10 protein-coding genes are annotated in these 14,932 nt (G+C 70.0%); 7 read left to right on the top strand and 3 right to left on the bottom strand.

Annotation, left to right across the window (positions count from 1 at the left end):
• Positions 1–88: 88 nt before the first annotated feature.
• Positions 89–586: a transcription elongation factor GreA gene (gene greA, locus ACIBEI_RS11775; protein ID WP_269652658.1), complete on the bottom strand. Its 498-nt coding sequence runs from the start codon at positions 584–586 to the stop codon at positions 89–91.
• Between the two features lie 190 nt (positions 587–776).
• Positions 777–1,169, bottom strand: a complete 393-nt coding sequence (locus ACIBEI_RS11780; RefSeq protein ID WP_359729858.1) for a DUF4307 domain-containing protein — start codon at positions 1,167–1,169, stop codon at positions 777–779.
• Positions 1,170–1,294: 125 nt separating this feature from the next.
• Between ACIBEI_RS11780 and mca the strand changes: the two genes are divergently transcribed.
• A complete protein-coding gene (gene mca / locus ACIBEI_RS11785) occupies positions 1,295–2,176 on the top strand; it encodes a mycothiol conjugate amidase Mca (RefSeq protein WP_398887615.1) in 882 nt (293 codons plus the stop codon).
• Positions 2,169–2,444 (top strand): hypothetical protein, encoded by a 276-nt coding sequence (locus ACIBEI_RS11790; RefSeq protein ID WP_398887617.1) that lies wholly within the window; start codon positions 2,169–2,171, stop codon positions 2,442–2,444. The genes mca and ACIBEI_RS11790 overlap by 8 nt, the downstream gene beginning before the upstream one ends.
• Before the next feature lie 128 nt (positions 2,445–2,572).
• On the opposite strand, the gene ACIBEI_RS11795 is transcribed toward ACIBEI_RS11790, so the two are convergent.
• Positions 2,573–5,776 carry a tetratricopeptide repeat protein gene (locus tag ACIBEI_RS11795; RefSeq protein WP_398887619.1) on the bottom strand — a complete coding sequence of 1,068 codons (3,204 nt, stop codon included), beginning with the start codon at positions 5,774–5,776 and terminating at the stop codon, positions 2,573–2,575.
• Positions 5,777–5,959: 183 nt separating this feature from the next.
• Between ACIBEI_RS11795 and ACIBEI_RS11800 the strand changes: the two genes are divergently transcribed.
• From ACIBEI_RS11800 to ACIBEI_RS11820, 5 genes are all read left to right on the top strand, one after another.
• Positions 5,960–7,990 (top strand): thioredoxin domain-containing protein, encoded by a 2,031-nt coding sequence (locus ACIBEI_RS11800; RefSeq protein WP_398887621.1) that lies wholly within the window; start codon positions 5,960–5,962, stop codon positions 7,988–7,990.
• A 199-nt stretch (positions 7,991–8,189) separates the two neighbouring features.
• Positions 8,190–9,515 carry a glycosyltransferase gene (locus tag ACIBEI_RS11805; RefSeq protein ID WP_398887623.1) on the top strand — a complete coding sequence of 442 codons (1,326 nt, stop codon included), beginning with the start codon at positions 8,190–8,192 and terminating at the stop codon, positions 9,513–9,515.
• Entirely contained in the window at positions 9,512–11,212 is a 1,701-nt protein-coding gene (locus tag ACIBEI_RS11810) for an ArnT family glycosyltransferase (RefSeq protein ID WP_398887625.1), read from the top strand. Before ACIBEI_RS11805 ends, ACIBEI_RS11810 begins: the two co-directional genes overlap by 4 nt.
• A complete protein-coding gene (locus tag ACIBEI_RS11815) occupies positions 11,209–12,444 on the top strand; it encodes a glycosyltransferase (protein ID WP_398887627.1) in 1,236 nt (411 codons plus the stop codon). The genes ACIBEI_RS11810 and ACIBEI_RS11815 overlap by 4 nt, the downstream gene beginning before the upstream one ends.
• Positions 12,444–14,909 carry a galactose oxidase-like domain-containing protein gene (locus ACIBEI_RS11820; RefSeq protein ID WP_398887629.1) on the top strand — a complete coding sequence of 822 codons (2,466 nt, stop codon included), beginning with the start codon at positions 12,444–12,446 and terminating at the stop codon, positions 14,907–14,909. The genes ACIBEI_RS11815 and ACIBEI_RS11820 overlap by 1 nt, the downstream gene beginning before the upstream one ends.
• The last annotated feature ends 23 nt before the right edge of the window (positions 14,910–14,932 follow it).

The raw sequence follows: 14,932 nt of genomic DNA on the forward strand, positions 1-14,932 counted from the left end.
CCCCCGGAGAATGGGCACCGGGGGCTCACCAGGGGCGACGCGCCGGACGGGTCGCGAGGCGCAGGGACTGCGCGTCACGACGCGGGAACTACGCGGCGTACGGCTTGGCCTCCAGGATCGTCACCGAGGCCAGCTTGCCGTTCGGCAGTTCGTACTCGGCGTCCTGGCCGATCTTCTTGCCGTTCACGCCGGAGCCCAGCGGGGACTGCGGCGAGTACGTCTCGATGTCCGTGCTCGCGTACTCACGCGAGGCGAGCAGAAACGTGAGCGTGTCGTCCTTGTCGCCGTCGAAGGCGATGGTCACGACCATGCCGGGCGCGACCGCGCCGTCGGCCGCCGGGGCCTCGCCGACCTTGGCGTTCTCCAGGAGCTGGGTCAGCTGGCGCACGCGGAGCTCCTGCTTGCCCTGCTCCTCCTTGGCCGCGTGGTACCCGCCGTTCTCGCGCAGATCGCCCTCCTCGCGCGCAGCCGCGATCTTGGCGGCGATCTCCGTGCGCGCAGGACCAGACAGGTGATCCAGCTCGGCCTTGAGCTGGTTGTACGCCTCCTGGGTCAGCCAGGTGACGTTCTCGCTGGTCTGGGTCACAGGTGCTCCTCGTAGGTACTGGGAATACAAAGCATCGCCCTACCCAGAAGAATGTTCCTTCACGGGTGGGCGAAACCACGAGCCTAACAATTCACGGCCCAAAGGGGGAGGACATAAGCCATCAGACATACGTCAACGCAGGTCAGCGGCTAGTTGTCCAGGGTGACATCCGTCAGCCGCGGGAGGGGACTCAGTCCGCGTGGCAGCCGAGCAGCTCCGCGGTCGTGCCGGGGGCCGTCGTGCGGAGGGTGACGACCTTGTCGATGCGGGTGGAGTCCTGGTCGAAGCGGAAGTCCGCGCGGCCCACCTCGGCACCGCTCTCGGCCTGGGAGCGGATCGTGCAGTAGCCGCTCGCGTCCGCGTCCTTGCGGACCTCCAGGTGCACCTTGACCGAGGTGTCCGAGAGGTCGTAGGTGATGATCTCGGCGCTGATCTTGTTGCCGCCGACGTAGTAGTAGGCGAAATAGCCGACCAGGGCGAGCAGGGCCGCCCCCAGCACCGCGCCGATGATCCTGAGCCTGCGGTCGGCGCGCCCGTCCGTCGAGCGGCCGTACCGGCCCTCGGGCAGCTGCACCGTACTCATGATCGTCCTCTCCGGGGCGAGCGGGCGGGGTTCGGGGCCCGGAATTATTCGCCCCCCGATTCGGTCACTATAGAAGCGCCGATCGCGCCGTTCGACACAGGGCGCCGACTTACGAGGATTGAGTCTTGACTGACCAGCTGCGACTGATGGCCGTCCACGCCCACCCCGACGACGAGTCGTCGAAGGGCGCGGCCACCATGGCGAAGTACGTGTCCGAGGGGGTGGACGTGCTGGTCGTGACCTGCACGGGCGGGGAGCGCGGCTCCATCCTCAATCCGAAGCTTCAGGGGGACAAGTACGTCGAGGAGCACATCCACGAGGTACGCAAGAAGGAGATGGACGAGGCCCGCGAGATCCTCGGCGTCAAGCAGGAGTGGCTCGGTTTCGTGGACTCGGGCCTGCCCGAGGGTGACCCGCTGCCGCCGCTGCCCGAGGGTTGCTTCGCCCTGGAGGACGTCGACAAGGCGGCCGGTGAGCTGGTCCGCAAGATCCGCGCCTTCCGTCCGCAGGTGATCACCACCTACGACGAGAACGGCGGGTATCCGCACCCGGACCACATCATGACCCACAAGATCTCGATGGTGGCGTTCGAGGGCGCGGCGGACACCGAGAAGTACCCGGAGTCGGAGTTCGGCCCGGTCTTCGAGCCGCAGAAGCTCTACTACAACCAGGGCTTCAACCGCCCGCGCACCGAGGCGCTGCACAACGCGATGCTGGAGCGCGGCCTGGAGTCGCCGTACGGGGACTGGCTGAAGCGCTGGGACGAGTTCGAGCGCACCGAGCGGGTCCTGACGACGCACGTTCCGTGCGCCGACTTCTACGAGATCCGCGACAAGGCCCTCATCGCCCACGCCACGCAGATCGACCCCGACGGCGGCTGGTTCCGGATCCCGATGGACCTCCAGCGGAAGGTCTGGCCGACCGAGGAGTACGAGCTGGCGAAGTCCCTCGTCGATACCTCCCTCCCCGAGGACGACCTCTTCGCGGGCATCCGCGACAATGCCTGACATGAGCGCAAGCCTGGCACTGACACACCTCGTCCCCCTCGCCAAGGAGGTCGACGAGAACAAGGTCACCCCCGGTGTCCTCGGCTTCATCGTCTTCGCGGTGATGGCCCTGGCCGTGTGGGGGCTGATGAAGTCCATGAACCGGCAGCTGGGAAGGGTCGACTTCACGGAGGAGACCGACCCGAAGGCGACCACCTCCGAGCCGGAACCGGCCGGACCAGCCGGTCAGGCCGGCTCCGGGGGGAAGGCCTCGGCCGCCAAGGGCTGAAGCCGACGGGGCTCGATAGGGCCGAGGCCCTGATGCGGTGACCCGCCACAGACGTCACCGCGTCAGGACCCGCTCACGCCTGCGTGCATCACACCCGGCCTGCGCGTCTCGGCCCCGGCCCGGGTGCCTCACACCCGCCGAGCCGAAACCGCCACACCCATCACCTCCCGCGCATGCCGGTTCGGCACCATGCCGAGCCGCCATGCCTGCCAGCCGGCCTCCAGGTCGGCTCCCCGTTCCAGCAACAGCTGGTACGCCTCGATGTAGTCGTCGAGCTTTCCGTCGCGGGTCGGGTGGCCGGTGCGGGAGAGTTGGGTGAGTTCCTCCTGGGCCACCGCCGTGCCGACCTCCACGCCGCCGGGGGAGGCGTAGGGCAGGAGTGTGCAGCGCAGGAAGCGGGACCAGTCCTCGCCGCGGCGGTCGCCGTAGGAGGCGAAGAGGTTCGCGGCCTCGTCGCAGAGTGTGAGGGCCGGCTGGGTGCGGGCGTTGCCGGCGTCGACGACCGCCAGTTCCAGGCAGGTCCAGGCCTCGCCGTGGGCGACGCCGATCCGCTGGAAGTCGGCCCGTGCGTCCACCAGGAGCTGTCGGGCGAAGCCCGAGTTCCGCAGGGAGCCGGTCTGGGCGGCGCGCTGGTCTCGGGTGACCCGGGCCGAGTGGTGGCGGGCGCACGCCAGTCCGTACACGTCGCGGATGCGGGAGAACATCGTTCGTGAGCGTTCCAGTTCACGGACCGCCTGGTCGAGGTTGCCGGTCTCCTCAAGGGCCTGGCCGAGGTAGTAGACAGTCCACGCCTCGCCACGCGAGTCCTCGTTGTCGCGGTGGCGGGAGGCCGCCTGGCGCAGGCCGTCCACCGCCGAGGACGGATCGCCGTCGACCAGGCGGGCCCGGGCGAGCTGGGTGAGGGCCCAGGCCTCGCCGCGGGCGTCGCGCGTGCGGCCGTAGAGGTCGAGGGCTTCGCGGAGTTCGGACTCGGCGCGCGGTACGTCGCCCATGCGCAGGCCCAGCTGGCCGAGCTGGAAGTGGGCCCACGCCTCGCCGTGCACGGACTCGCCCTCGCGGTGCAGGACCAGGGCCTGGGTCAGGAGGTCCAGCGCCTCGCGCAGTCTCGCGCGGTCCCGTTCGACGGCCGCCAGCGCGTGCATCGTCCAGGCGCGGTCCGCCGAGAGCTCGGGGGAGGCCTGGAGGTCCATGGCCTCCTGGAGCTTCGCCGCCGCCTCCGTGAGATTGCCCTGGTGGTGGAGCGTGATTCCGAGGGAGCACAGTGCCCGTGCGGCGCCCGCGTCGTGGTGTGCCTCGAAGTAGAGGTCGACCACGGAGGCCAGTTGTGTACGCGCCTTGTCCAGCTCGCCGAGCTGGCGGGCGGCGATGCCCGTACGCCACTGGACCGAGCGCACCAGCAGCCCCTGGTCGACGGCCTGCGTCAACTCGCTGATCTCGCCCAGGCGGTAGAGGTCGCCGCGCAGCAGGCAGTAGTCGCACAGCGCGCCCAGGAGGTTGAGCACCGTCGCCTGGTTGACGCCCTCCGCGTGCCGCAGGGCCGCCGTGATGAAGCTCGACTCGTCGTCCAGCCAGCGCAGGGCCGCGTCCAGCGAGGTGAAGCCGTGCGGGCCGAACTGGTCGGCGCGGGTGGACGTCTTGCCGTCGACCAGGCGGATCACCGAGTCCGCGAGCTCGGCGTAGTTCGCGATGAGACGTTCCTGCGCGGCCGTGCGCTCGGACGGCTCCTCCTCGTCGAGGAGGCGGGCCTGCGCGAAGGCGCGTACGAGGTCGTGCAGGCGGTAGCGGCTGCCGCGTACGTGGTCGATGAGGCCCGCGCGGGACAGGGCCTCCAGGTGGCGGGTCGCCTCCGGCTCGTCCGTCGCGAGCAGGGCGGCCGCCGCGGCCGCGCCCAGCGAGGCGCGGCCCGCCAGCGCGAGCCGGCGCAGCAGCCGCCGTGCCGTGTCCGACTGGTCGGTGTAGCGCAGCCACAGCACCCGCTCGACCGGCTCGACCGGGCCGTACGCCGCCAGGTCGGTGGCGAGCCGGCTGGGTGTGCGCGGGCCGAGCGACGAGCCCGCGATGCGCAGCGCCAGCGGGAGGCCGCCGCACAAGTCCCTTACCCGGTCGGTCGATTCGGCGTCGTACGGGGACGAGTCGTCCTGTGCCGCCGCTTTCAGGAGCTCCTCGGCGCCCGGTGCGGTCAGCGGTTCCACCGCCAGCTGGTGCACCCAGGCGGGGAGATCGGCGGGCAGGTCCAGGGGTTTGCGGGCGGTGACCACGACGAGGCTGTCGGAGCGCTCGGGCACGAGCGTGCGCACCTGGTCCACATCGCTCGCGTCGTTGAGCACGATCGTCACGGGGAGGCCGGTCAGATGCTTGTGGTAGAGCTCGGACAGTCGCCTGACCTGCTGGTCCTGTGAGGAACGCTCACGGAACAGCAGTTGCTCGCGGGGTGCGCCGAGCCGGTTGAGCAGGTGCAGCAGCGCGTCGCGGGTCGTCAGCGGTGACTCCTCCGGGCTGTCGCCGCGCAGGTCCACCACGCACGCGCCGCGGAACTGGTCCTTCAGCTCGTGCGCCGCCCGGACGGCGAGGGTGCTGCGGCCCGAGCCGGGCGCGCCGTACAGCACGACCACCGTCGGCTTGGTCTCCGTGCTCGCCCGGGCCGCGTGCACCCACTGCGCGACGCGCAACAGCTCCTGCCGACGGCCCGCGAACGGCCCGACCGGCTCGGGAAGTTGGCCGAACGACTGCTCCAGGACACTTCGTCTGCGGGCCGCGGCGCTCTTGTCCGTACGCCGCAGCTGGGGCGCCCCCTTCTTCGCGCCGGTGGACGCGATGAGGACACGCTGCTGGTCGAAGAACGGCCGGATGCCGCGCACTTCCAGGGCGGTCAGCCACGCCAGGCGCAGCTGCTCCGGGCCGCCGGGCTGGCCGAGGGCCCCCGCCCGACGGCTCGCGGCCGGCAGATGGGAGGCCGTCACCTTCGCCACCGTGGCCGCGGCGCCCGCGATGCCGACGACCGCGCCGGCGGCCACCGACGTGCCCGTGCCGATGCCGAGCGCGAGGTCCGCGACGACGGCCGCGAGCGCGGCAACGGCCGCCACCAGCAGGGGAGTTCCGGCGCCCTCGCGGGCGTACCGCTGGCCGAAGGTGAGCCGGCCCGCCTCCGCCTCGTCCAGTGCCGAGGTGAACGCCTCGTACTCCTCCGTGGCGGTCTGTTCCATCGTGTCCAGAGCGGCCCGTGCCCGCGACAGCAGCGCGCCCCCGTCGGCCCGCCCGCCCGAGCGACGGACCTCCTCCTCCACGGCCCGCACCAACAGCCGTTCGGCCTCCGCCCGATGGCTGTCCCGCATATCGCGTCCCCCTCCGCCGGTAACGGCTTTCTTGGTCAAGTGTCCTGCGGATGGGCGGGGAAGGCGAGAGACTCAGCCTCTGTCATGTCCACACCCATCCGGAATGCGTCGGACCCATCACCTACCCCCGGCGCGCACGGGTGATCCGCATTGCCCACCGGGTACTGCGGCAGGATGGACCCCATGCCGAACCGACTGGCCCATGAGACGTCTCCCTACCTCCTCCAGCACGCCGACAACCCCGTCGACTGGTGGCCCTGGTCGGCCGACGCCTTCGAGGAGGCACGCGAGAGCGGCAAACCCGTGCTGCTGAGCGTCGGGTACTCGAGTTGCCACTGGTGCCACGTCATGGCCCACGAGTCGTTCGAGGACCAGGAGACCGCCGACTACCTCAACGCGCACTTCGTGAGCGTCAAGGTCGACCGGGAGGAGCGGCCCGATGTCGACGCCGTCTACATGGAGGCCGTGCAGGCGGCGACCGGGCAGGGCGGCTGGCCCATGACGGTCTTCCTGACGCCCGACGCCGAGCCGTTCTACTTCGGCACCTACTTCCCGCCCACGCCCCGGCACGGGAGCCCCTCCTTCCGGCAGGTCCTCGAAGGCGTGCACAGCGCGTGGACCGACCGGCGGGACGAGGTCGCCGAGGTCGCCGAGAAGATCGTGCGGGACCTGGCGGGCCGGGAGATCGCGTTCGGCGACACCCGGGTGCCCGGCGAGGAGGATCTCGCGGGGGCGCTGCTCGGCCTCACCCGTGACTACGACGCCGGCCACGGCGGCTTCGGCGGCGCGCCCAAGTTCCCGCCGTCCATGACCGTCGAGTTCCTGCTGCGGCACCATGCCCGCACCGGCGCCGAGGGCGCGCTGCAGATGGCCGCCGACACCTGTGAGCGGATGGCCCGCGGCGGCATCTACGACCAGCTCGGCGGCGGCTTCGCCCGCTACTCCGTCGACCGCGAGTGGGTCGTGCCGCACTTCGAGAAGATGCTGTACGACAACGCCCTGCTGTGCCGGGTGTACGCGCACCTGTGGCGGTCCACCGGGTCCGACCTCGCGCGCCGCGTCGCCCTGGAGACGGCCGACTTCATGGTCCGCGAACTCCGTACGAACGAGGGCGGGTTCGCCTCCGCGCTCGACGCCGACAGCGACGACGGCACCGGAAAGCACGTCGAGGGCGCGTACTACGTTTGGACGCCCGCGCAGCTCCGCGAGGTCCTCGGCGAGCGGGACGCCGAACTCGCCGTCGACTACTTCGGGGTGACCGAGGACGGCACCTTCGAGGAGGGCGCCTCGGTTCTCCAGCTCCCGCAGAGCGAGGGCGTGTTCGACGCGGAGAGGATCGCCTCCATCCGGGCGCGGCTCCTCGCAGCGCGCGGCGAACGCCCCGCCCCCGGCCGGGACGACAAGGTGGTCGCCGCCTGGAACGGGCTCGCCGTCGCCGCCCTCGCCGAGACCGGCGCGTACTTCGACCGCCCCGACCTGATCGAGGCGGCGCTCGGCGCCGCCGACCTCCTCGTCCGGCTCCATCTGGACGAGCACGCCCGGCTCGCCCGTACCAGCAAGGACGGCCGCGTCGGCGCCAACGCGGGTGTGCTGGAGGACTACGCGGACGTCTCGGAGGGCTTCCTCGCGCTCGCCTCGGTGACCGGCGAGGGCGTCTGGCTGGAATTCGCCGGTTTCCTGCTCGACCACGTCCTCGTGCAGTTCACCGACGAGGCGTCAGGAACGCTGTACGACACGGCCGCCGACGCCGAGAAGCTCATCCGCCGACCGCAGGATCCGACCGACAACGCCACGCCCTCCGGCTGGAGCGCGGCCGCCGGTGCGTTGCTGAGCTACGCCGCCCAGACCGGCGCCGAACCCCACCGGGCCGCCGCGGAGCGGGCGTTGGGCGTCGTCAAGGCGCTCGGCCCGCGCGCCCCGCGCTTCATCGGCTGGGGTCTCGCCACGGCCGAGGCCCTGCTCGACGGGCCGCGTGAGGTGGCAGTCGTGGGACCGGTCGACGATCCCGCGACCAAGACGCTCCACCGGGCCGCCCTCCTCGCCACCGCACCCGGCGCGGTCGTCGCCGTGGGTGCGCCGGACAGTGACGAACTCCCTTTGCTCGCGGAACGATCGCTCGTGCACGGTGAACCGACGGCGTATGTCTGCCGTAACTTCACATGTGACGCTCCGACGACCGATGTCGACCGTCTCCGGGAGGCTCTGGGGCGCTGAGCGGCGGAAACACCTGCTCACTGGGGGTTAATGTGCGCATGTGTTCGGGTACGCCCCACAAGTCGACCGACCATTCCGAAACACGTTATTTATCAGAACAGTTCCCGGACTTCACAGAACCCCCTTAGTCTCTCCACCGGGACGCGACAGGAGTGACTCGCTGTCGCGACAGGGGGTTTTGGGGATCTGGGGGGATCTGTTGCTTACGTCTGTGCTCATTGCTGCCGTTTCGCTTGCCCTTTTCGGGATGGCTGCCTTCACTCTGTGGTGGCAGATGCACGCGTGGCGTACGCCCGAAGTGCTCGCCTCCACCCGGTTCAGCAGTCCCGACGGGGGTGAACACCTGTCGTTCTCGCTGCTGTTGCCGGCGAGACACGAGCAGGCGGTGCTCGACCACACCATCCAGCGACTGCTGGAATCCAGCCACACCGACTTCGAGATCATCGTGATCGTCGGCCACGACGACCCGGAGACCACCGAGGTGGCCTGCGAGGCCGCGGAGCGAGACCCGCGCGTCCGCGTCGTCGTCGACACCCACGAGAAGAAGAACAAACCGAAGGCCATGAACACGGCGTTGCCGCACTGTCGCGGTGACGTCGTCGGGGTCTTCGACGCCGAGGACCAGGTCCACCCGGAGCTGCTCGCGCACGTCGACCACGCCTTCCGGTCGACCGACGCCGACGTCGTCCAGGGCGGCGTCCAGCTCATCAACTTCAACTCCAGCTGGTACAGCCTGCGCAACTGCCTGGAGTACTTCTTCTGGTTCCGCTCGCGGCTCCACCTGCACGCGCAGAAAGGTTTCATTCCGCTCGGCGGCAACACCGTCTTCGTCCGCACGGACGTCCTGCGGGCCGCCGACGGCTGGGACCCCGACTGCCTCGCCGAGGACTGCGACCTGGGTGTCCGGCTCTCCAGCATCGGCAAGAAGGTCGTCGTCGCGTACGACTCCGACATGGTGACCAAGGAGGAGACCCCCGGCAGCCTGATGTCGCTGCTCAAGCAGCGCACCCGCTGGAACCAGGGCTTCCTCCAGGTCTACCGGAAGAAGGACTGGAAGCAGCTGCCCGGCTTCGGCCAGCGGCTGCTCGCCCGCTACACACTGATGACGCCGTACCTCCAGGCGATCTCCGGCGTGATCATCCCGCTCAACGTGGCCGTCGCGCTCTTCCTCGACGTCCCGGTCGGCATCGCCTTCATCACCTTCCTGCCGGCCGTCACCGCCTTCGTCACCTTCGTCTTCGAGCTTGTCGGACTGCACGACTTCGGCAAGCAGTACGGGCTTCGCGTCCGATTCGTCCACTACCTCAAGCTCATCGTCGGCGGCCCCTTCTATCAGGTGCTCCTCGCCGGGGCGGCCGTCCGTGCCGTGTGGCGTGAGCAACGGGGCCGGAACGACTGGGAGTTGACCAGTCATGTCGGCGCACATCTCACCGATGTCGGGGACGCCCGCGCCCTCGAAGCCACTGAAGCAACCGTTGCCGCGGCCGTAGCGACCCGCGGGTCCCGAGAGGACGTTCCTGCGTGACCTCCACCCTTCCCGCGGTGACCACGCCCAAGGTCCCCGCGCAGCGGACACCTGTCCCCGAGACCGGTTCGACCCCTCGAACGACCCCGCTCCCGTCCCGGCTGCGCACCTCGCGTGCCGACCTGATCCTGTGCGGCGTGCTCCTCGTGGTTGTCATGACCGTGCAGGGCTGGAACATCGCCGACTACCCGGCGCTCAGCGACGACGAGGGCACCTACCTCGCCCAGGCCTGGTCCGTGCAGCAGGGCAACGGGCTCGCCCACTACACCTACTGGTACGACCACCCGCCGCTCGGCTGGATACAGATAGCCCTGCTGACCTGGATACCGTCCCTGATCAGCCCCGAGTCGATGACGGTCGGCTCGATGCGGATCGTGATGCTCCTGGTTAGCGCCATCAGCGCGGTCCTCGTCTACGTACTGGCCCGCCGTCTGTGGCTGCCCCGCTGGGCGGCCGGGCTCGCGATGCTGCTCTTCGGGCTCTCGCCGCTGTCCGTGGTCCTCCAGCGGGAGATCTTCCTCGACAACATCGCGGTGATGTGGACGCTGGTCGCGTTCTGCCTCGCCGCCTCCCCGAGCCGCCACCTCTGGCACCACTTCGGAGCGGGCATCGCGGCCGCCGCGGCCGTCCTCACCAAAGAGACGATGATCTTCGTCCTGCCCGCGGTGATGATCACGATGTGGCGCCACAGCCACCGGGACACCCGCAAGTTCGCCCTCACCGGAGCCATCACGGCCTGCGTGCTGATCGGCCTGTCGTACCCGCTCTTCGCCCTCCTCAAGGGCGAACTCTTCCCCGGCGGCGGGCACGTCTCGCTGTGGGACGGCCTCGAATACCAGCTGACCAGGCCCGGTTCGGGATTCATCCTCGACCAGGGCTCCGGCTCGTACGGCGTCCTGCAGTCCTGGCTCTACTACGACCGCGTGCTGCCCCTCGGCGGCCTCGCGGGCGCGCTGCTCCTCCTGGTCACCTGGCGCTGGTCGGTGACCGCACGGGCCCTCGCCGGACCCGCGTTCACCGTAGCCATCCTCGCGCTGGTGGCCCTGCGCCCGACCGGCTACCTGCCCGCGATGTACGTCATCCAGGCCCTGCCGTTCCTCGCGCTCGTCCTCGCCGGAGGCGCCGCGAGCGTCGCGCACGGGGTGCTGCGCAGATGGCGCAGCACCGACGAGAGGGAGTTCGTCACCCGCGCCCGGTACGTGGTCGCGGCACTGCTCGTCGCGGCCTCGGCGGCGTACGTCGTGCCGCGCTGGTACGACGGCGACCGCACCGCCGTCACCGCCGACGCCAACGCCCCCTACCGGGCTGCCTCCAAGTGGCTGGCCACCGAGGTCGACCACCCCGAGGACACCCGCGTCCTCGTCGACGACGCGCTCTGGCTCGACCTCGTGCACGCCGGTTACGAGCCCGGACTCGGCGTCATCTGGTTCTACAAGGCCGACCTCGACCCGGCGGTGACCAAGACGATGCCGCGCGGCTGGCGCGACATCGACTACGTCGTCGCCTCCCCGACCGTGCGGCGCGACGCGGCCGACCTGCCCAACGTCAAGCAGGCGATGAAGCACTCGACGCCCGTCGCCACCTTCGGCAAGGGCCCGGACCGGATCGAGATCCGGCAGGTCAGGGGCGGTTCCACGGCAAGCACGACGGGCACGGCCGACACCGCCGACGCGGCGACCACCGGAGGCGACCGATGACGTACGAGTCCACCGTCCCGGGGGAGTTGCACGACCCCGCCCTGAAAGCGGCCTCCTCCGTTCCCGAACCCGGTGCCGTCACCATCGTCGTGCCGACCTTCAACGAGTCCGCGAACATCCGGGAGTTGCTGCACCGGATCACCGAGTCGGTGCCCTCGCGGCTGCCCTGCGAGGTCGTGTTCGTGGACGACTCCACCGACGACACACCCGAGGTGATCCGGGACGCCGCGCGGGACTGCCCGTACCCGGTGACCGTGCTGCACCGCGAAACGCCGGTCGGCGGGCTCGGCGGCGCGGTCGTCGAGGGCATCCGGGCCGCAAGCTCCGACTGGATCGTCGTCATGGACGGCGACCTCCAGCATCCCCCTTCCCTGGTACCGGAGTTGGTGGCCGCGGGCGAGCGCGAGCACGCCGGACTGGTCGTCGCCTCCCGCTACATCAAGGGCGGCAGCCGGGCCGGACTCGCGGGCGGCTACCGCATCGCCGTCTCCCGCGGCGCGACCCTGCTGACGAAGACGCTGTTCCCGCGGCGCCTGCACGGCATCAGCGACCCGATGAGCGGCTTCTTCGCGATCCGCCGCAGCGCGGTCACCGCCGACGTCCTCAAGCCGCTCGGCTACAAGATCCTCCTCGAAATGGCCGTACGCGCCCGCCCGCGCCAGGTCACCGAGGTGCCGTTCGTCTTCCAGGACCGGTTTGCGGGCGAGTCCAAGTCGACCGCCAAGGAGGGGATCCGCTTCCTGCGGCACCTCGCCGGGCTGCGCACCGCCTCGCCGGTCGCCCGCATGGTGGTGTTCGGGCTGATCGGCGCGACCGGGTTCCTGCCGAACCTCGCCGCGCTGTGGGCCCTCACCTCCGTCGGGATGCACTACCTGCCCGCCGAGATCGTCGCCAACCAGTTCGGCGTCGCCTGGAACTTCCTGCTCATCGAGCACCTCTGCTTCCGGGACCGCCGACAGCACCGGCGCTGGTGGGACCGCTCGGGCCGGTTCGCGCTGCTGGCCAACGCCGACCTGGTGCTGCGCATCCCGCTCATCGCGCTGTTCGTGGGCCAGTTCGGGATGTCCGTCCTCGGCGCCACCGCACTCGCTCTGGTCACCACCTTCGTCCTGCGGTTCGCGGGCACGGAGGCCCTCGTCTATCTGCCGCGGAAGGGAGGGCGCGCAGGGAACACGACGGCTGTCGAGACCGGCCGTCACGCAGGGAGCCGCACAGCAAGGAGATCCAGCTGATGTTCAGTAGACCCGCTCCGAAGTTCAGAAGACCTGCCCGCTTCAGAAGACCCGCCCGCCCTCGCCGCCGTACCGCCCTGCTGGCCGTGGGCGCCCTCACCTCGGGGTTGCTCCTCATCGCCCCGCAGCCCGCCTCGGCCGCCAACCTCGTGAAGAACCCCGGCTTCGAGACCGCCGGTACGGACGACATGCCGTACTGCTGGGAGAAGTCCGGCTGGGGCGACAACGACTTCACCTTCTCCACCGTGGCCGACGCTCACTCGGGCTCCAAGGCCATGAAGGTCGAGCTGACCCGCCGCACCGAGGGCGACCGCAAGGCGCTGATCACCGAGTCCGCCGAGTGCGCGCCGGTCGTGAGCGTCGGCAAGCAGTACGACCTCGGGCTCTGGTACAAGTCGACGACCCCGGACACCTCGCTCACCCTCTTCCGGCACGACACGACCGCCGGCTGGCAGTACTGGACCGACCTCAAGACCCTGCCGATCAGCGGCAGTTGGGCCGAGGCGACGGTCCGTACACCCGAGGTCCCCGCGGGCACCGACCGCATCACCTGGGGCGTCTCCGTCTACGGCACCGGCGCGGTGACCACCGACGACTACACGATGGACCAGGTCGCCGACCCGATCCCCGACCCCGTGTGCACCGGCACGGCCGAGGAGTGCGCCAACGGCAAGTGGGACGTGCTGCCCACGCAGAACCCGGTCCGCTCCATGCACTCCGTCGTCCTCAACAACGGCAAGGTGCTGCTGATCGCGGGCTCCGGCAACAGCGAGGAGATGTTCAACGCGGGCACGTTCACCAGCGCGGTCTACGACCCGGTGAACGGCACGTACAAGCAGATCCCCACGCCGAAGGACATGTTCTGCGCCGGGCACGTGCAGTTGCAGGACGGCCGGGTCCTCGTGATGAGCGGCAACAAGGGCTACCCGTCCGCCGACGGCACGATCGGCTACCAGGGCTACAAGGACTCGTACATCTTCGACCCGGTCACCGAGACGTACAGCAAGACGAACGACATGAACGACGGTCACTGGTATCCGTCGGCGACGATCCTCGGCAACGGTGACGTGATCTCCTTCGGCGGACTGAAGGAGGACTCGACGGGGTCCGTGACGGCCGAACGCTGGTCGGCCGCCGAGAACAAGTGGCTGCCGCTGTGGCAGGTCAACCAGACCTGGTCGTACTGGGGTCTGTACCCGTCGATGGTCCTGATGCAGGACGGCCGCCTCTTCTACACGGGCAGCCACACCTTCGGCAACAACATCCCCGGCACCGGTTCGGCGATCTACGACTACGACGCCAACACCACCACCGAGGTGCCCGGCCTGCAGAGCAAGGACGAGCGCGACCAGTCGGCGAGCGTACTGCTGCCCCCGGCGCAGGACCAGAAGGTCCTCACCATCGGCGGCGGCAACATCGACTCGAACCCCGACGCGAACCGGCTCACCGACATCATCGACCTCAAGTCCGCCAACCCCGCGTACGTCGCCGGACCGCCGCTCCCGCAGGGCACCGTCGACCTGGGCAACGGCAAGATCCCGCAGACCGGCAACCAGGGCAAGATGTACGTCTCCGCCGTGCTGCTGCCCGACGGGAAGGTCCTGGAGACCGGCGGCGCCCTGCACAACCGCGCCAACCCGGTCTACGAGTCGTCGATCTTCGACCCGGCGGCGGAGACCTTCGACCCGGTGGCCGCCGACCCCGAGGCCCGCGGCTACCACTCCTCCGCGTTCCTGCTCCCCGACGGCCGCGTGATGTCGACCGGCGACAACCCGGGCAACGGCTCCTGGAACCACAACGTGTCCATCTACACACCGCCGTACCTCCTCAAGGGCGCCCGCCCGACGATCACTTCGGTGATCGACAACGAGTGGACGTACGGCGACACGCAGCGCATCACGGTCGACCGGCCCATCGCCAAGGCGGAGCTGATCCGCCCGGCCGCGGTGACGCACTCGTCCGACCCGAACCAGCGCTTCGTGGACCTGCCGCTCTCCGTCGACGGCAACAACGTCGACCTGAACGTGACGAGCAACCCCAACCTGGCCCCGCCCGGCTGGTACATGCTCTTCGCGGTCGACGCCAACGGTGTGCCGTCGGTGGCGAAGTGGGTCCACCTCCAGGGCCCGTCGGCCATGGCGGCGGCAGCCTCCGACACGCCCTCGGCGCACGAGCACTCCTTCGCGGACTCCCTCGAAGGCAAGGTCAAGAAGCCCGGCAAGAAGCGTGCCTCGGCCAAGGTCAGCCCGACCGTGGCCGGCTGCGACCGCCACTACGGCTCCGCCAACGTCTGTGTCCCGACGGTCTTCCCCGACGAGGTCAAGAAGACGACGGCGGCCCGCTGCGCCTGGCTGAAGGAGAACGACTACGGCCGCCTGAAGGTGAACGGCAAGGACGACCCGCTGCGTCTGGACCGCAACAAGGACGGGATGGCGTGCGGGAAGGGTGATGTGACGAGGCGCTGAACTCGCCTTCGTGAGCCGGTGAG

The sequence above is a fragment of the Streptomyces sp. NPDC050988 genome, from assembly GCF_044456225.1.
Lineage (GTDB): Bacteria > Actinomycetota > Actinomycetes > Streptomycetales > Streptomycetaceae > Streptomyces.

Excerpts from the sequence above, each read along its gene's own strand:
- ACIBEI_RS11800 (WP_398887621.1), top strand. The coding sequence starts at position 5,960 with ATGCCGAACCGACTGGCCCATGAGACGTCTCCCTACCTCCTCCAGCAC.
- ACIBEI_RS11815 (WP_398887627.1), top strand. The coding sequence starts at position 11,209 with ATGACGTACGAGTCCACCGTCCCGGGGGAGTTGCACGACCCCGCCCTG.
- ACIBEI_RS11795 (WP_398887619.1), bottom strand. The coding sequence starts at position 5,776 with ATGCGGGACAGCCATCGGGCGGAGGCCGAACGGCTGTTGGTGCGGGCC.
- ACIBEI_RS11780 (WP_359729858.1), bottom strand. The coding sequence starts at position 1,169 with ATGAGTACGGTGCAGCTGCCCGAGGGCCGGTACGGCCGCTCGACGGAC.
- ACIBEI_RS11790 (WP_398887617.1), top strand. The coding sequence starts at position 2,169 with ATGCCTGACATGAGCGCAAGCCTGGCACTGACACACCTCGTCCCCCTC.
- ACIBEI_RS11820 (WP_398887629.1), top strand. The coding sequence starts at position 12,444 with ATGTTCAGTAGACCCGCTCCGAAGTTCAGAAGACCTGCCCGCTTCAGA.